Origin of the sequence: Blastopirellula sp. J2-11, from assembly GCF_024584705.1 — a bacterium.
GTDB lineage: Bacteria > Planctomycetota > Planctomycetia > Pirellulales > Pirellulaceae > Blastopirellula.
The window spans coordinates 3,085,543-3,101,443 of record NZ_CP097384.1; the positions used below are offsets into that span (position 1 = coordinate 3,085,543).

Genomic DNA, 15,901 nt, shown 5'->3' on the forward strand with positions numbered 1-15,901 from the left:
TCGCGAACCGCACCCAGCGGACCGTTCCTAGGGAAGGAGCGAGCGAGTGGACGCTTCAACCAAGGATAGTGCGATGCGAATTTGGATAGCTTTGCTCGGAATCAGCGTCATGTCGCTGGCCTCTTCTGGCGCCGCCGCCGCCGAGGCGATCGCGATCAGCGGACAACCGTTCGGCGTTGGTCAAATCACGGTCTCGTTTCAAAAAGCGGACTTTGGCGACCCGATCGACAGCAACGGTTTTTCGATCCATGAAACCGATAACCGGATCTTCTATCCCGCGTTTGAAAAACAACGCGTGCTTGGATTCCTGCAGGCGCTGACGGGGATCAACAACGTCACGCCGCCGCAACGGTTGACGATTTACTTTTTGTTCACGGGGACCGAACCGCTCGACATTACGGTTGCAACGCCGACTCCGCAAAAATTTCGCCTGACGCCGACTCCTCCGCCGCATGCATCGATGCTGACAGCGATGGAGATGCTCTGGTGGCGCAAGTATCACGAGAATCTACGTGAACAAAAAGAGTGGGCCAACTACCCGATGGTGATGGAGACCTACATGACCGCGATGCTGTCGCGGCGATTGGGTTTGCCGGCGCCTCCGCTATCGCAAAATGATTTGAAAGATCGAGACGCGTTCAGTCCTGAACAGTCGGTCTTCGTGCTGCTCAACTCTGACAAAGTTCGCGCCGCCGAGATGCGTTCGGTGATGCTGGACGAATCGATTACCGACCCGGCTGATTTACCGGCGCCGCGGCCGATCAACTGGTCTGATATTATCGCGCCCCGGCCGGCCTCTGATGTTCCGATAGAACCGCTGGCGAAAGCGGCGCCGCCCGACTGCTTTTACATCCGCTTCGGCAAGTTGAGCAACTATCTTTGGTTCAACAAGCTGATGGAGGAAAACGGCGGCGATCTGGGGATGATGATCGCGAATCGCGGCGTCAAGCTTGAGCTGAACGAAGTTGTCCAAAAGCAGTTGGCGTTGAAACAGTCGGAACTGTCCGAGCTGTTTGGCGATTCGGTCGTCGCCGACGTCGCGATGATCGGTCGTGACGCCTACACCCGCGAGGGAGCGGCGTTTGGGTTGCTCTTTCAGGCCAAATCGAATGACCTGCTCGCAAACGACATCAACACCAATCGGAAAGAATCGCTGAAGCTGAACAAAAAGCTAGGCGCCAAACTAGAAACGATCACGATCGCCGGCAAGGAGATCTCGGCGTTAACGACGCCGGACAACAAGATTCGTTCGTTCTACGCTCGTCGGGGTGATTTTCACCTGGTGACCACTTCGCGCACGATCGCCGAACGATTTGTCACGTTAAACCCCGATACCGACAGCCTGGGGGCGACGGCCGAGTTTCAACAGGCGCGCACCTTTTTGCCGCTGAAGCGGGAAGACACGATTTTCTGCTACATGTCGTCGCAGTTCTTTCAGGGGTTGTATAGCCCGCAGTACCGCGTCGAACTGCGCCGCCGATTGCGCGCGACGACCGAGATCGAACTGCTGAAAATGGCGCGAGCGGCGGCGATGAACGAAGGGTTTGTCAAACTCTCGGAGGATGAGTTGATCGAACGCGGCTTTTTGCCGACTTCGTTCGGACGCCGCAGCGACGGCAGTCGAGTTGTGGAGATTGATGGAGCGCTGCAAGATTCGTTGCGCGGAGCGCCGGGCAACTTTTTACCGATTGCCGATGTTCCGGTGACCAAGGTCAACGTCGCGGAGGCTCGCGATTTTGAGCGTGTTCGTGAATTTCACGTCTCTCATTGGAGCCAGATGGATCCGCTCATGGCGGGCATCTACCGCTTTAAGCTTGACGACAAGGGGACGGAACGACTGACGATTGATGCGCGGATGACGCCGTTTGTCGAAGAGAAATACGGCATGCTGACCGATCGGTTAGGCCCGCCGCTAAAACGTCAAATTGCTCCGGCTGCGCGTGACGTCGCGATGCTTCAGTTTGTGCTGAAGGGGGACTTGGACAATCAACTGTATCACTACGCGCTCGGTTTGCAGGATGTGCCGTTTCCGATCGATAACTACGCCAGCGGCGGAATTCTCAATACGTTGCGGATGATGCAGGCGACGCCCGGCTATCTGACCGCGTGGCCGAAGCCTGGTTTGCTGGACAAAATTCCGGTGATCGGTGCGTTCGCCGCGCCGGATCAATATGGTTACTCGCAGTTTCCGCTGGGACTTTGGCGGCGCGAGTACAACGGCTTCTCGACGCTGTCGTTCCACTTTGACATTTTGCGGAACGTAACGCCGCAGTTGGCGCTGACCGAGGACGAGCATCCTGCTCAGGCGCGCTTACACATCGGCGACATCTCGGACGCCGATGTGACTCCCCTCGCCAACGCGATGGCGCAGTCTTGGGCGAAACGAGGCTCGCTGGGAAGTGCGCGCTTGTTTAACGCGGTTTCCGCGCAGCTCGGCGTGCCGGAGGAGAAAGCGAAAGACTTTGTGGAAGACCTGCTGGCCCTGCAGTTTGTCTGTCCGCTGGAAGGAACCTATGAGATCACCGGCACGGGAGACGCGATGCGGTGGCAATCGACCGCCTGGGGAGACGAGCAACTAGAGTTTGAAGCCAACTTCTTGAAATGGTTCCGCGGCCTGAACGCGCGCGTCAACATGGGAGACGGGCAAGTGGTGCTCAACGCCGAACTCGATATGTGGCGCGAAAAACCAGAGCCGTCGCTGAAGCTGCCGACCTTCAACTTCTTTGGTCTCGGCGCTGCGCCGAAAGCGAAAGAGGAGAAGAAGCCGGTGAAGAAAAAGCCGGCGGAAGAAATCGCTCCTCCGCAGACGGAAGGGCGCGACTTCTAGCACGGAATGAGTGATAGAGGAAATCGTTCTAGATCAATGACGGAGCGATTGGATTCGATGGAAAACTTGACAAGCTGCACGCAGGATACTTCGAGTGAAGCGGAAACAGTGCAGCGCGAATTTATGGCGTTCGCTTTCAGACTTAGCGCCGAGATGTGAGCGAGTCAAGGTTTTACCCTTCCTCTTCTCCCCGCATCGCGCGCCACATTTCGGCTAATTCGCGCTCGAATCCTCCCGAGAGGATCGGAAAGCGGCACCAGGTTTTCGGGTCTAGGTTCTCGTCATCCAAGTGGAAGCTGGGAGCGTAACGCTCGCGCTTCCACTGGTTGCGCGACCAGAGCTTGAAGAACCGCTCGATCCAGACGGCCAATTGCTGCTCGTCGTATTGCGGAAGCTGGGCCAGCATTTGGCGATACGTTTCTAGCGGCGATTGCTTGTCGCGGATCGCCGCCCGTTCGATGGCGTCGAGCAAGTCGTACGGCATCAGGTCGTCTTCGTCGGTCTGCTTTGACTCTTGCGGGCGAAGTTCGGCGGTCGGCGCTTGAACGTTGATTGCGTTCAATTCGGGCGTCGCACCAAAGCCAGCCGGTCCGGTCGTTTCCATCCAGCTGAGCCATAGTCGCAAAAAGGCTTTGTCGATGCCGGCGATCGGACAGAGCCCGCCGCTGGTGTCGCCGTCCATGGTTGCGTATCCAACCGCCGCTTCCGAGCGATTGCTGGTCGACAACAGCAACGAACCGCGCAGATTCGCCAGCAGCCAGACGCTGGGCGAACGTGTGCGAGCCTGGATGTTTTGCAGCGCGATGTCGTCGGTCGCCCACGTGAGGGGGCGCCCCAACGCCTGCGCGCCAAGTTCCGTATACAGTTCGACCAGGCGATCGATGTGAAAGTGATGAAAGTTGGCGTGGATCGCGGCGGCGACCTGCTTGGCCGCTTGAAGCGTGGTTTCTCCGCTGTTGCGAGTCGCTTGATAAACGCAATCGAGAGTCGCGGTCACCAGCGCCTCGATCGACTCGGCTTCTTTGGCGGCCGGAATAAAAGGGAGGGACTCTTTTAACGCTCCAAAGCCCAACTCTTCGGCCGCCATGCGTAGCGACAGACTGCACAACAGCGCGGTCGCGGCCGAATCGGCGCCTCCGCTGAGCGAAACGACATAGCCGCGCGAATGACTCTTGCGCAGATAGTCGTAAAGCCCCAGCGCGACGGCGCGGGTGAACTCTTCCTGCTTGACATCGCTCCCTGTTTCCCATGTCGCTCGTTCAAAGTGACTTGGCTCCGGCTCGATTTCGGGAAGGGTAAAGGGAACGCGAACAACCGGTTGCAGCGTACCTTGATAGTCGGGGCGGAACGCATCGCTACGAGCGCGATACATGCGCGTCAGATCGAGATCGATCACCGCCGTCGTGACCAGATAGGCATGGAACGAGAGTCGCGGGCCAACCGTCAACATGCGGCCGCCGGAAGCGATCATCGCGTCGCCGTCATAGATGGCGCGGCCTGCTTCGTTCCCCAGCAGATTGGCGTAAACGTAACTGGTGTGAAACGCTCTCGATCCCTCCAGCACAAATCGCTGACGGATTTCATGCTTGCCGAACGCAAAGTGGCTGGCGCTTGGATTTAAGATAATGTCGACGCCGATTCGCGCCTGTCGACTGCCAGGGCGATCGGCGACCCAAGCGTCTTCGCAGATTTCTAATCCGATCAACGCATCATCAATGCGGAAGACCAAATCGCCAAACGGGTACGAGCGACCCTCGATTTCGACTTCGGCCCGCAGTCCTTCAGGCCAAGGTTTAAACCAGCGAGGCTCGTAATGAATGCCGTCGCCGGCCAGATTTTGTTTGGGGACGAAGCCGGCGATCTCGCCGTCGGCCAGGACCGCGACCACATTGTAGAGCACGCCGCGGTAAGGCATCGGCAAGCCGAGCGTGACAAACATGTCGCGCGTGTGCGGCGCGATCTTTTGCAGTATCGCCAACGCGGTATGTTGCATGTCGGCCGAAAGAAACGCATCCTCACAACCGTAGCCGGTAATGCACAGCTCCGGCAGGCACAGGATCGACGCTTCGTTGAGATTTGCTTCTTCGATCGCGGCGAGGATACGGTCGCAGTTTCCCTGCCAATCGAGCGGCGTTTGATTGACGACGGCGGCAGCGACCTTGACCAGTTTCACCAAATGGACCCTTTAAGGTGTCGAAATAACACTATCTATAGAATAACTAGATGCCGCCCGAGGAAAAGAGGTTCGCGGTCGGCACTCTATTCTACGCTAGCAGAAAGAGGCTGCTGGCCGATTTGAGATCGGCTTGCGAATAGGCGGCTTCCGCTTCTTGGGCGAAATAGCTGATGATCGACGATTTGGCTGCGGCGTCGGCGTTGCTTGGGCCGGAGGACGCATTCACGTCGACCCTGGCGAGGAGCGAATCGCCATCGAGCCCCTCTTCTGCCGTTGGGTCTGCGTTTTGTTGTTGCAGCTCTTGCTGGGCCGACTGAATCAGTTGGACCGCGGCTGCAGCGACCGCTTGATCTTGCGATGAGGGCTCACTGGGCGAAAGGGCGGCCGCTTGAATCACTCGAGCCTTTTGGAGCGTCGCTTCAGGGTCTCCGTCGATGGGAGACGTATCGATTTGGACTTCGCCGCCGATCGCATATCGCTGGCCGTCTGGGCCTTGCTGATAGGTGAACGTCGGGCCTCCCAGGGCAAAGCCGCCAGCCGCCGCCAAATGGGCTTGTTCGTGTTGACGAACCTCTTGGTCGCGGCTCTCGAGCTTCTGGACTTGTTCTTGCTCTTCCGGCGTCAGCTCTGTCGCAGCGGCTGCGGCCTGGGCTTCGGGAGAGAGGGTGAGTTCATCCTCGGGCTGCGTCGACGGTTTGGCGTCATCACTGGAAACGCAATTGGAGCAAGCCGACGTCGATCCGCTGCGCAGCGTCGAGCCGATGAGGCTGGTCGACGAAAGTAGCAACGGTTGAACGTGCATGGCCAGAGTGCGGTTTGAAAATGGGAATGCTCCATTTTCAATTTCGACCTTGGGCGGCGAAGTCTTGGCTAGTTTTCCGAAAATACTGGTTATGCAACCAGAAATTGTCGCGATTAGCCGTAGCCAAGCTCTTGCAGGTCGTCTTCTGAGAGCCCGTGAAAATGCCCAAGTTCATGCAGGACGGTGATGCGAATTTGATTCCGGAGCTCATCGCGCGTCAGGTTTCCGGCGACCGAGATCGTTTGGGCGATGATCCCTTCGCGAAATATCTGGATCGCGTCTGACAAGATTCCGCTGTGCGTCACGCTTTTTTCGGTCAGCGGAATGCCGGTGTAGAGGCCACAGAGGTGACTGCGGTGCTGGATCTGCAATTGCTTCATCAAGCCGAGTGACGGATAGTCTTCGACGTACAGAGGGACTTGATCAAGGATTTGATGGACCGCTTCGGGCAGCGCGGCCAAAACGGCGTCGAGTTCCGTGTCGAAATGATCTCGTAGTTCTGAATTCATGGAAGATAATTCTCGGGACAAACGCGACCAGCTACGAATAACCATAGGGAAAAATGGCCGCTTAGCCAAGATTGCGCCCCCCTGGTCGAACAGTGGATAGGGGACGAGATTCACAATATTCTTGAAAACCTCGCTAAGTCGAAGACAATAGGCGACATGTTAGGACTGCAATTTACGATTCGAAGCATGTTGCTCAGCACCGCCGTGCTGGCGATGGTCTGTTGGACATTGGCCAGCGCCGTGCGTGGTCACGGTTGGGCGATCGCCGTCATGCTGTCGCTGGTCGCGCTGGCTATTTGGGTGCTTGGCCAGGCGATGTTGTTCTCGGTTGCGGCGCTTGCCTCGGCGGTATTTGGGGCGACGCAACGCAAAACGCTCCGTTCTCCGTTCGCCAACGAGACCCCTGCTCCACAGATTTTGCCGACCGATCACCATGTCGCCGATTAACGCCGGTTGTCGCCGCCGCTTTCTCAGGAACCACCATCCAATGCAGGCAGACAAGCGAACATGGCGTGCGCTAGGGATTGTACTATTGATCCTGACATCGACCGCAACGGCGTGGGGGCAAAATTGGGGAATCGTTCCGTTTCCCCAAAAGGGAAAGACGGTCAAGCATGGCCTGACGATGACCGTCGAGACGAACTGGGTGGAGAATAGCGGCTATCGACCGATATGGGTCACCGTGAACACTTCGAACGGCATGCCGACCAAGGCGGATCGTGTGTTGACGGTCGAGCTGAGCGGCGCCGATCAATGGTATTGGCGGAACCGTCAGACGATTAGCGCCGTAGTGGAACTGCCGCAAGGAGCGACCACGGTGACCACCGAGGTTCCGGCGCCCTCGACGGCGCTCTGGTACCAGATGGATGTAACGACCTATGAAGATGGGACCCAGCTGAAAGACCTATCAACCGGCAGCGCCGGTCCCGTGGCGATTACAGACGGACTCTACAGTGCGAGCGAGTCGTTTCCGGCGACCGTCGTGATTGATTCCGACGCTCCCAATCGCATGCAACGAGCGTCCTGGTACAACGAGCAAGTAAAGCGGATCCTCGACAAAAAGGGGAAGTCGCCGATTCCTGATTTGCGCGTCTTGATCAACGAGACCGGCACTTCAGCTCGCGGATCGGTGAGCGCGCTGGTCGGCGGTGGGCAAACGGGATTGGAGGTCATCAATACGCTTTGGTCGATGGGGCGAATGGACGTCTTAAACCCGAGTGAAATGCCCAAGCAGTGGATCAATCTGACCTCCGTCGATCTGGCGTTTGTCTCGTTGTCTGATCTGCGAGGGATGAAAGCGAACCAGTCGGAGCAGTTCGCGGCGCTTACCGAGTGGATTCGTTGCGGCGGCAATCTGCTGGTGACCGACCTGGGAACGGAGGAGAAATCATTTTCCACCGATCGCAGTGAACTGGCGAAGCTGTTGGGAATGCCCCCGACCAGCGAGAATGACGATTGGCTCGATCAAAGTCCGTTCGCGCGCCGCGCCGGAGTCGATCAGCTACGGACGCGGGGCTACTACGGCAACAACTATGTCGGCTCGTACGTGGGAGACGACGGCACGTTTCGCGCCGGAACCAATCCGAAGGGACCTCTTCCACCGATCGAAATCAAGATGCGAGCCTGGCAAATGGGATTGGTCGTAGCGATCGAAGGTTCTCCCTTTCCAGGCGACACGCGGCAATGGAAAGATCTGCTTGACCGGGTTGGGAGCGATCGATGGATGTGGTTTCAGCGAAACGGTCTCTCGCAATTGCGAGAGAACCAGCATTACTGGCAATTTATGATTCCCGGAGTCGGTCAGGCGCCGGTGACGTCATTCCAGTTTCTGATTTCACTGTTCGTGATCGTGATCGGCCCTGTCAATTATTTTCTGTTGCGTAGTGCGGGTCGACTCAACTGGATTATTGTGACCGTACCGGTAGGCGCCGCGATGGTGACCATGGCGCTGGTCGGCTTTGCGTTGTTCTCTGACGGCTTTGGGGTCAAGCTGCGTACGCGGGGAATCACGCTGCTGGACCAACGCTCAGGCGACGCCGTCACCTGGTCGCGGCAAGCCTACTATGCAGGATTAGCGCCGTCATCAGGCTTTACCTTCCCGCGGTCGGCGGCGGTGTTTGAGATTAATCAACTGCCAAGCGATCGAGGGCAAGATCATGTTTTGGTGGTTAGCGATGATGCCCAACACTTGAAACGGGGCTATTTTCGCTCGCGCGTAACGCATCAAATGCTGGTAGTGCAGCCGAACAAAACCGAACTTAAATTAGCGATCACCGAGCAAGGAGACGCGCTGGTCGTCGAGAACTTGTTGGGGGTCGACGTCTCAATGGTCGTGATCACAGGGAAGGACGACAAGCATCTCTATACGGCGACCGATTTGAAAGCGGGCGAAAAGAGAACGCTGACGTACAGCACGCCAAAAACGGCGGGCGAAATTCGCAGCCTGCTTAGTGGCTTTGATCTGCAACTGCCGATCGGCTTTGATCAGTACGCCTATCGCGCCAGCAATCGCTCGCGCAACCAATATTACTATCAGCAGATTCCGGAAGAGTCGATATCAGTGTCGCACGCGACAAGTCGGTTGGAGCGGGAACTGAACGAATCGGTCCGGTCCGGTTTTCCCAACGCTCCCTACACCTACGAAGCGTTGGTCGAACGGTCTGCGTGGACGCCAGTCGGAGTCCCCCGCTTTCGTTCAGAAATGAGCGTCGAAGTGATTCGAGGAAAATGGTAAGCCGATGATCGCGACTTCGTTTCCGATGATTGAACTGCGGCGCTTGCATCGCTTTTTTGGCGCGACGAAAGCGGTGAACGATATCTCGTTCGAAGTCGAAGCGGGGCAAGTGTTTGGCTATATCGGCCCCAATGGCGCCGGCAAAACGACAAGCATGCGCATTTTGGCGACGCTGGATCTGCCTACTGCAGGCGACGCGCTGATTGATGGGTTCTCAGTCATCAATGACCCGGATCGCGTCCGCCGTCGGTTGGGGTTCATGCCTGATTATTTTGGCACTTACTCGAACGTGAACTGCTGGGAGTATCTCGACTTTTTCGCGAGAGCGTATGGGCTGCGCGGCAATGATCGCCGCAAAGCGCTGAACTATACGATGGACTTTACCGGGCTCGATCTGCTGGCGAAAAAGGCGATAAACGGCCTCTCGAAAGGGATGAAGCAGCGACTTTGCCTAGGGCGTGCGATGATCCATGACCCGGCCGTCTTGATCCTGGACGAACCAGCCGCCGGATTGGATCCACGCGCGCGGATCGAATTGCGGGAAATGATCAGCCGTCTGGCGAGCGACGGCAAGTCGGTTCTGGTCAGTTCGCATATTCTGACCGAACTGGCCGAGATGTGCGATATTGTCGGGATTATCGAACAAGGTCAATTGCTGGCGACCGGCAGCGTCGCCGACATTCAACGCGGCAGAGTCACCCATGCGACGGTGCGAGTTCGTTGTTTAGAAAACGCCGCCGGGTTAGCGGCCTGGTTGACCGAGCGCGAAGATATGTCAAATGTTCTGGTCGATGGCGAACTGGTGATGTTCTCGCATGCCGGCGATCGCGTCTCGGAAGCGGCGCTGTTGCGTGAAATGATCAAAGCGAATTTTATCGTCGCTGAATTCGGCGCCAAACATACGTCGCTGGAAGACGTTTTTCTGACAGTGACCCAGGGAAGAGTGCAATGACGACGGTGGAGTCGGCCGCAACCAGCGAAGAGAAGCAAGCGACCGCGCCCCCCGCGAGCCGTTGGGAGCGTTTTGATCAGTGGGTCGAATATGGGAGCGAATTTCTCAATCCCATTTTGGTGAAGGAGACGCGGCAAGCGCTCAAAAGCCGTCAATTCGCCGTCACGTTCATCTTGGTGCTGGCCTGTGGTTGGGCCTGGTCGCTGCTAGGCGTGGCCATTAACTCGCCGGCGATTTACTATTCGGCCAACGGGCCGATCATGTTGGTCGGCTACGTCGATATTTTGCTCTTCCCATTGATGGTGATCATCCCGTTTACCGCGTTTCGCTCGTTAGCGGGAGAACGTGAGGATGGAACGTATGAGTTGCTGTCGGTGTCGACCTTGCCGCCAGAGAAGATCATCAGCGGGAAATTGGGGAGCGCCGTCTTGCAGATGATCGTCTATCTCTCGGCGCTGGCTCCCTGCGTCGCGTTCACCTATTTGCTGCGCGGCATCGACATTATCACGATCTGTTATGTGATGATGGCCGCAACGCTGGCTTCCGTCTTGTTGTCGATGGCGGGCCTGTTGTTGGCGACGGTCACCAGTTCCAAGTCTTGGCAATCAGTATTGTCCGTCGCGGTCATCATCCTGTTTCTGATCGCCTTCTTCGCGGCGATTGGACTGACCTGGGGCGCGGTGGTCGAAGATTCTGGCTGGCGGCGCTATGACGACCCCATGTTCTGGACGATTACGGTCTGCGCTCTTACCTTTTACTTCAGCTATCTCGCGCTTCTCTATTTCGCGGCGGCGGCGGCGATTTCGTTCGCCAGTGAGAATCGTTCGACAAAGTTGCGCATCGTCATGCTGACGCAACACTTCCTTTTTTTCATCTGGTTTTGTTGGGGCTTCATCGAATCCTCCTATGACACCGGTGCGTTGATGGCAATGGTGACGTTTTTGGCGATTCATTGGGGAGTGCATGGTGCGTTGATGGTCGGCGAAAGTCCGGCTCTCTCGCCGCGCGTTCGTCGCTCGATTCCCAAATCGACTTTCCGTCGCTTGTTTTCCAATTGGTTTTTGCCGGGGCCGGCGCGCGGATATTTATTTGCGACCAGCGGCATGATTAGCGGAGCCGTGTCGATCATCGTGCTGGCTGCCGCCACGCAACAGTTAAGGATCGGCGCCGTCGCCGATCTCGAGATGCTCTTCGCGTTTGTGGCGGTCGCGACGGCGTATGTCGTGATTTATCTTGGCGTCGGAAGATTTCTGATGATCGGTTTGCGCCGAATCGGCTCCGGCGATATTTTCCTGTCCGCGATTATTCACTTGTTGCTGCTGCTGTTGGGAGTTTTTATTCCCATCATCGTGCAGTTTTCGACCTATTGGCTGCCGAACGATGACTATAGCATCGTGCAAATCAGCAATCCCTTTTGGACGCTGGTTGCGATCAGCGATAGCGCGAACGTGGTTAGGAACCCGGAACTTGGGGGGAGCGTTCTTATGCTGACGCTGGGAGGCGCCCTCATTTTTTTCCTGCAAATCTTGATTTCGGCCTCAGACATTGTTCCCACGACGCAAGCGATCCCTCAACGTGTCAGCGAAGAAGATGAGTTGCTGGCCCCTCTCCGTTCGCCTGGCGCTGATAGTCCGTGGGATGATGCATGACGATTGGGCCGATTGTTCCGGCTTTGCGGCGTTCGACGGTCGACTAGTCCGTCTGACTTCTCGGCTTGTGACCGCCGACAACTCGTTTTCGCCCTACGTTTGAAATAAGGATGTTTCTCAAGCTTGGGGGGTAGAAAGATGATGACTTTTGTCCATGCGCTGTTCGGATCGATGGCGGATTTTGATCAAGCGGCGGCGCCGACGATCGCTGTGGCGATCATGTCGCTGGCGGTTGGCGTACTGGTCGGCTATTTGCTCACTAGCCGTTGGTGCAAGTCGATCGCAGCAGCCAAGCCGGACGCCAAAGCCAGCGAAGGTCGGCGTTCTCAGCTTTATGAAAAGCGACAAGTCATCCTCCGCCGCTTGCAAAAAGATCTCGACTTGCTGCTGGAAAACCAGATCGAAGTTCGCAGTCTGATGTCGACTCAGGTAGTTCGCGTGGCTCCGGGCCGTTCGGTGGTGGAAATGCGCCGCTTGATGAACGCCCAGCATTTGCGACATCTGGTCGTTGTCGATGAGACGGAACGCGCCGTCGGCGTGATTAGCGATCGAGATCTGCTCGCAGCCAAAGATGGCGTGGCCGCCGACCTGATGCATAGCCCGGTCATGGCCATCTCGCCGCAATCGATGTTGCTGCCGACGGTGTCGCACATGATTGAGAACAACATCTCCTGCTTGCCGGTGGTGGATGAGGATCGTGTTGTCGGCATTATTACCACGACCGATCTGCTGCTCACGCTGCAAAGCGTCCTGCGCATTTTGCAGATGGAGCGAATATCGCGCGGCGAACCGTCGCAGCAGGAAGAGTACGCCGAAGCCTGCTCCAACTAGAGTCGCCGACGTTCTAGTTGGCGCCTGGTCGCACGACGCGCAGTCGCATCGGCAACGAGGTTTGCTTTCCTTCGACCTTGGTTGACGCTTGAAACGTGCGCTGCGAAGCAGGCGTCCAAGCGGCCGCCGTCAAATGCAGCGTACGCTCTCGCTGACCAGCCGGAATCAGAACGCCGCTGAGTCCGATGTTGTCAACGATGACTCCATGCGGCAAGTTATTGACGTCGAACTGAATGCGGTCGTCGAAGCCGTTGCGATCCACGCGCAGTTGGCACGTGATCGTTTCGCCGGCGACAATCGTTAATTCTTGAACCGCCGGAAATGGATAGTCGGGCATGGCCGGCGGCTCCTCTGTCGCGGACAAGCGAAAATGTCCAAGTTGATGACCGGCGTTTCCTTCGTGGCGCAGCTCGCAAATCAGCTTTCCGGCTTCCGACGTCGCCAAAGGTTGGGCCAATTCCAACACGGCGTAGTGGGCCGGATCTTCCCCATTTCTCTTGACAGGAAATTTGCCATCTTTGGGCTCGGCGATCGCCCAGCCGGTTTTCGCATCGTCATCGATTAGGCCCGTCGCACTGAAACCGTCTTGCGCATAATCAACGCTTGCTGCGGCGATATCGATGGGCTGCGGCGTTTGTCCGGCCGACTGATACGAGAACTTCACCTCGGTCAAAACAAAGTTGCCGTTGTCCGCGCCGCGACCAGGCGATCCGCTCGGCAACGACGCATGACCCAACGCATCGAGACGGATCGCATGCAGCGTCTCGCCTGCGGCCAGGGGAATTTCTAGCCGATAGTGATCGTGGTCTGGATTGGCGCCGATCGCTAACAGAGAACCATCGTTGAGCAGCGCGAGCTCGGAACTGTCCTCGCTGGTGGTGAACTGGTCCGCGCGCAACGATTTCCAAGTCCGCTCTGGCGGCGGATCGCCAAAGGGGCTGCCGGTCGAACTTTGCGGAGAAAGATAGACCGCCAGCTTGGGGCGCTCGGCGAGTTGGATTTTGCCGAGACTGCCGATCTCCTTCGTCACTTCCTGTCCATCGATCGTCGCTCGAGCGATCACCTTAGAGATCGCTTCATTCGCCGCGGTTGGCGCCGGCGCCCAAGGCAGCGCCGAGAGTACCCCGGTCGCTTCTATATGACCAGCTTCGATCACCAGCGGCGATGTCGCCTGAAAACCAGGGGGCAAGCCAGTGATTTTGATTTCTACCGGACCGTTGAAGTTGTCAAACCGTTCGATTTTGATGCTGAACTCTTTGCCGCTTCCGGCGTTGATGGTCGCATTGGCGCCGTTCAACTTGGCTGAAAAATCTGCGAACGGCCGCCGCGCAATCAGCTGATACTTGTAGTCGGCGCCTTCAAAGCCGCGCACATCGCGGACGCTTACCAGGTAATCGCCGGTATGCGGCGCAACAAAGGAGAGCTGTGAGTCGCCTGATCCGCGACCTGCGCTGTCGTCGTCATTCTGATAGTTCAGCGTAAACGTCGGCAGACCATTGTCGGGCAGCTCGGATCCCGGCGCGTACGGCTCGACGATATAGCAAGGTTCAAACAGCGCATGAGCATGGGCGGTCGTGTCAAAATAAGGTCGACGGTTTCCTTGTCCGGGATAAAAATTAAATCCAGAATCAGGTCCTTGCGGCATGCGATAGAGTCGCACGACTTCTCCCTGAATGTAGAGGAACTGGTTCAACTCCATCTCTTCCCAGTTGGTCGTGCGGCAGTCGATTGTCGAAGAATTGATTCCGCGGAAGGTCACCTCGGCGTCCCGTACGCCGCGTAGCAAGACGTTGGGTACAGGCGCTCCGTGCGCATCCAGAATCTCCAAACAGGTATCGGCGGGACTTTTGTCACGTGCGGCGCGCGTCTCGAAAATGATCTGCTCGCCGGCTTGGGCCGTAAAGCGATAAAGATCGACATCAGCGCCCTCGCCATCATCCTGCAAAACGCCCCGAATGACTTGCGGCCAGACCAGCGATCCTGCTTGTTCCACCACGTTGTTCGGTTCCGCTTCGTCGGCGCTGGGGAGCTTTTCCCAGGCGACTTGTTCGGCGGAACGAATTGCTGGCGGCGAGTGGTACGGAAGGCCGATCGTTTCGGCTGCATCGTTCAATTTGGCGCGAATCGCCGCGAGCGGTTCGACTTGCCAATCTCCGCGCGCCAGGGCGACCAGCGCTTGTTCTTGCGTCACCGCCAGCGATACCGGCCAGTCGGCCTGGTGCGGTGTCGCGCCCAACAATTCCATGTCGGCAAATCGCCAAAATCTTACGGTGCGGTCTTCGGCCGCCGAGACCAACAGTTGGCCGTCGGGAGAAAGAACGAGATCAAGAATCGGCGCATCATGAGCGAACTTCGTAAAGAGAAGCCGATTGGTTCCTTCAGCGGCCGATTTGCTTACCTGCCAGACGCGGATACGATTGTCGGCGCCGGCGGCGGCGACGCGATCTCCAGCGGGAGAAAAACAGACGGCGTTGGTCTCGTCTAGCGCTTCGCCAAAGGTTTCGAGCCGTTCGCCGGTGGCGATGTCCCACAATTTGACGGTCCGGTCAGCGCTGCATGTCGCTAGTACTTTCGAATCGTTGCGGAAAGCGAGATCGTAGATCGCATCGTTGTGCCCGGTCAGAGTCTCCAGCGGCGCGCCGGATTGCCGATCCCAAATAATCGCGTCTTTGTCATAGCTGCCGGTCGCCAGCACGCGAGCATCAGGCGAAAACGCGACGGAATAGATCGCGTCGCGATGTCCACGAATCGTTTGCTGCAACTGGCCCGTCGCGGCGTCCCAAATACGAACTTCGCCGCTCACGCCGACTTGCCCCCCTGCACCGGCAACCAGGGTTCCATCCGCCGAGAAGGCGATCTGGTTCACTTTGCCGGGAAACTCTAACTGGAAAAGCGTTTTGTTAGCCGGAAACGTGGCGAGTTCTACTTTGCCATAGCGTGCGATCGCCATTTGTTCTCCCTGCGGAGAGAGTGCGATGCAGCTTGTGCCGGCTTGCAGATCGGCGCGGACCGCGATCTGCGGAATGTTCATCTTGGGAGACGCGTCGTCAGGCTGGGGGCCTTTCGCGCCGGCAAGAATCCAACGCCGCAGCAAAGCGAGTTCTCCCGCCGTGGGCTGCGGCTCTTCTTCGGGGGGCATTTTGGGTTCGCCGTCTTTGGCGAGCACCGCCAATAGAAGGCTCTTGTCGGGGTGATCGGACGAGAGAAGCGGGCCGCTTGCGCCGCCAGCTTGCAGACCGTCATAGGTGGTCAAGATCAGATCTGCGTTCGCGTCGTCCGGATTGTGGCAACCGGCGCAATATTTGGTCAAAAGCGGGCCGATATCGCGCGTATAGTCGACGGTCGGCTCAGCGGCCGTCGCGGTGCTCGCAGCACAAAGCAGGACTGTGGTGAGAAGTAATATTCGCATCGCACGCCGGGG

10 protein-coding genes are annotated in these 15,901 nt (G+C 57.6%); 6 read left to right on the top strand and 4 right to left on the bottom strand.

Annotated features, from left to right (window positions below):
- Positions 1-73 precede the first annotated feature (73 nt).
- Complete coding sequence (locus M4951_RS12485) at positions 74-2,827, top strand: hypothetical protein (RefSeq protein WP_262026807.1); 2,754 nt, start codon at positions 74-76, stop codon at positions 2,825-2,827.
- Positions 2,828-2,999: 172 nt separating this feature from the next.
- On the opposite strand, the gene nadE is transcribed toward M4951_RS12485, so the two are convergent.
- The 3 genes from nadE to M4951_RS12500 form a co-directional block, all read right to left on the bottom strand.
- Entirely contained in the window at positions 3,000-5,000 is a 2,001-nt protein-coding gene (gene nadE, locus M4951_RS12490) for an NAD(+) synthase (RefSeq protein ID WP_262026808.1), read from the bottom strand.
- Between the two features lie 91 nt (positions 5,001-5,091).
- Positions 5,092-5,805 carry a putative metalloprotease CJM1_0395 family protein gene (locus M4951_RS12495; RefSeq protein ID WP_262026809.1) on the bottom strand — a complete coding sequence of 238 codons (714 nt, stop codon included), beginning with the start codon at positions 5,803-5,805 and terminating at the stop codon, positions 5,092-5,094.
- Positions 5,806-5,918: 113 nt separating this feature from the next.
- Positions 5,919-6,314, bottom strand: a complete 396-nt coding sequence (locus M4951_RS12500) for a metallopeptidase family protein (RefSeq protein ID WP_262026810.1) — start codon at positions 6,312-6,314, stop codon at positions 5,919-5,921.
- 186 nt (positions 6,315-6,500) lie between these two features.
- On the opposite strand from M4951_RS12500, the gene M4951_RS12505 reads away from it, so the two are divergent.
- From M4951_RS12505 to M4951_RS12525, 5 genes are all read left to right on the top strand, one after another.
- Entirely contained in the window at positions 6,501-6,761 is a 261-nt protein-coding gene (locus tag M4951_RS12505; protein ID WP_262026811.1) for a hypothetical protein, read from the top strand.
- 85 nt (positions 6,762-6,846) lie between these two features.
- Complete coding sequence (locus M4951_RS12510) at positions 6,847-9,048, top strand: hypothetical protein (protein ID WP_262026812.1); 2,202 nt, start codon at positions 6,847-6,849, stop codon at positions 9,046-9,048.
- Positions 9,049-9,052: 4 nt separating this feature from the next.
- On the top strand, positions 9,053-10,000 hold the full coding sequence (locus M4951_RS12515) for an ABC transporter ATP-binding protein (RefSeq protein ID WP_262026813.1): 948 nt from the start codon (positions 9,053-9,055) through the stop codon (positions 9,998-10,000).
- Positions 9,997-11,649: an ABC transporter permease gene (locus tag M4951_RS12520; RefSeq protein ID WP_262026814.1), complete on the top strand. Its 1,653-nt coding sequence runs from the start codon at positions 9,997-9,999 to the stop codon at positions 11,647-11,649. The genes M4951_RS12515 and M4951_RS12520 overlap by 4 nt, the downstream gene beginning before the upstream one ends.
- 138 nt (positions 11,650-11,787) lie before the next feature.
- On the top strand, positions 11,788-12,480 hold the full coding sequence (locus M4951_RS12525; protein ID WP_262026815.1) for a CBS domain-containing protein: 693 nt from the start codon (positions 11,788-11,790) through the stop codon (positions 12,478-12,480).
- 13 nt (positions 12,481-12,493) lie between these two features.
- Here M4951_RS12525 and M4951_RS12530 read toward each other — a convergent pair whose 3' ends face one another.
- Positions 12,494-15,889: a WD40 repeat domain-containing protein gene (locus M4951_RS12530; protein WP_262026816.1), complete on the bottom strand. Its 3,396-nt coding sequence runs from the start codon at positions 15,887-15,889 to the stop codon at positions 12,494-12,496.
- Positions 15,890-15,901: the final 12 nt, after the last annotated feature.

What these genes read in the sequence shown, in the direction of transcription:
- M4951_RS12530 (WP_262026816.1), bottom strand. Translation starts at nt 15,889, where the DNA reads ATGCGAATATTACTTCTCACCACAGTCCTGCTTTGTGCTGCGAGCACC.
- M4951_RS12500 (WP_262026810.1), bottom strand. Translation starts at nt 6,314, where the DNA reads ATGAATTCAGAACTACGAGATCATTTCGACACGGAACTCGACGCCGTT.
- M4951_RS12505 (WP_262026811.1), top strand. Translation starts at nt 6,501, where the DNA reads ATGTTGCTCAGCACCGCCGTGCTGGCGATGGTCTGTTGGACATTGGCC.
- M4951_RS12520 (WP_262026814.1), top strand. Translation starts at nt 9,997, where the DNA reads ATGACGACGGTGGAGTCGGCCGCAACCAGCGAAGAGAAGCAAGCGACC.
- M4951_RS12485 (WP_262026807.1), top strand. Translation starts at nt 74, where the DNA reads ATGCGAATTTGGATAGCTTTGCTCGGAATCAGCGTCATGTCGCTGGCC.
- M4951_RS12495 (WP_262026809.1), bottom strand. Translation starts at nt 5,805, where the DNA reads ATGCACGTTCAACCGTTGCTACTTTCGTCGACCAGCCTCATCGGCTCG.
- M4951_RS12515 (WP_262026813.1), top strand. Translation starts at nt 9,053, where the DNA reads ATGATCGCGACTTCGTTTCCGATGATTGAACTGCGGCGCTTGCATCGC.
- M4951_RS12525 (WP_262026815.1), top strand. Translation starts at nt 11,788, where the DNA reads ATGATGACTTTTGTCCATGCGCTGTTCGGATCGATGGCGGATTTTGAT.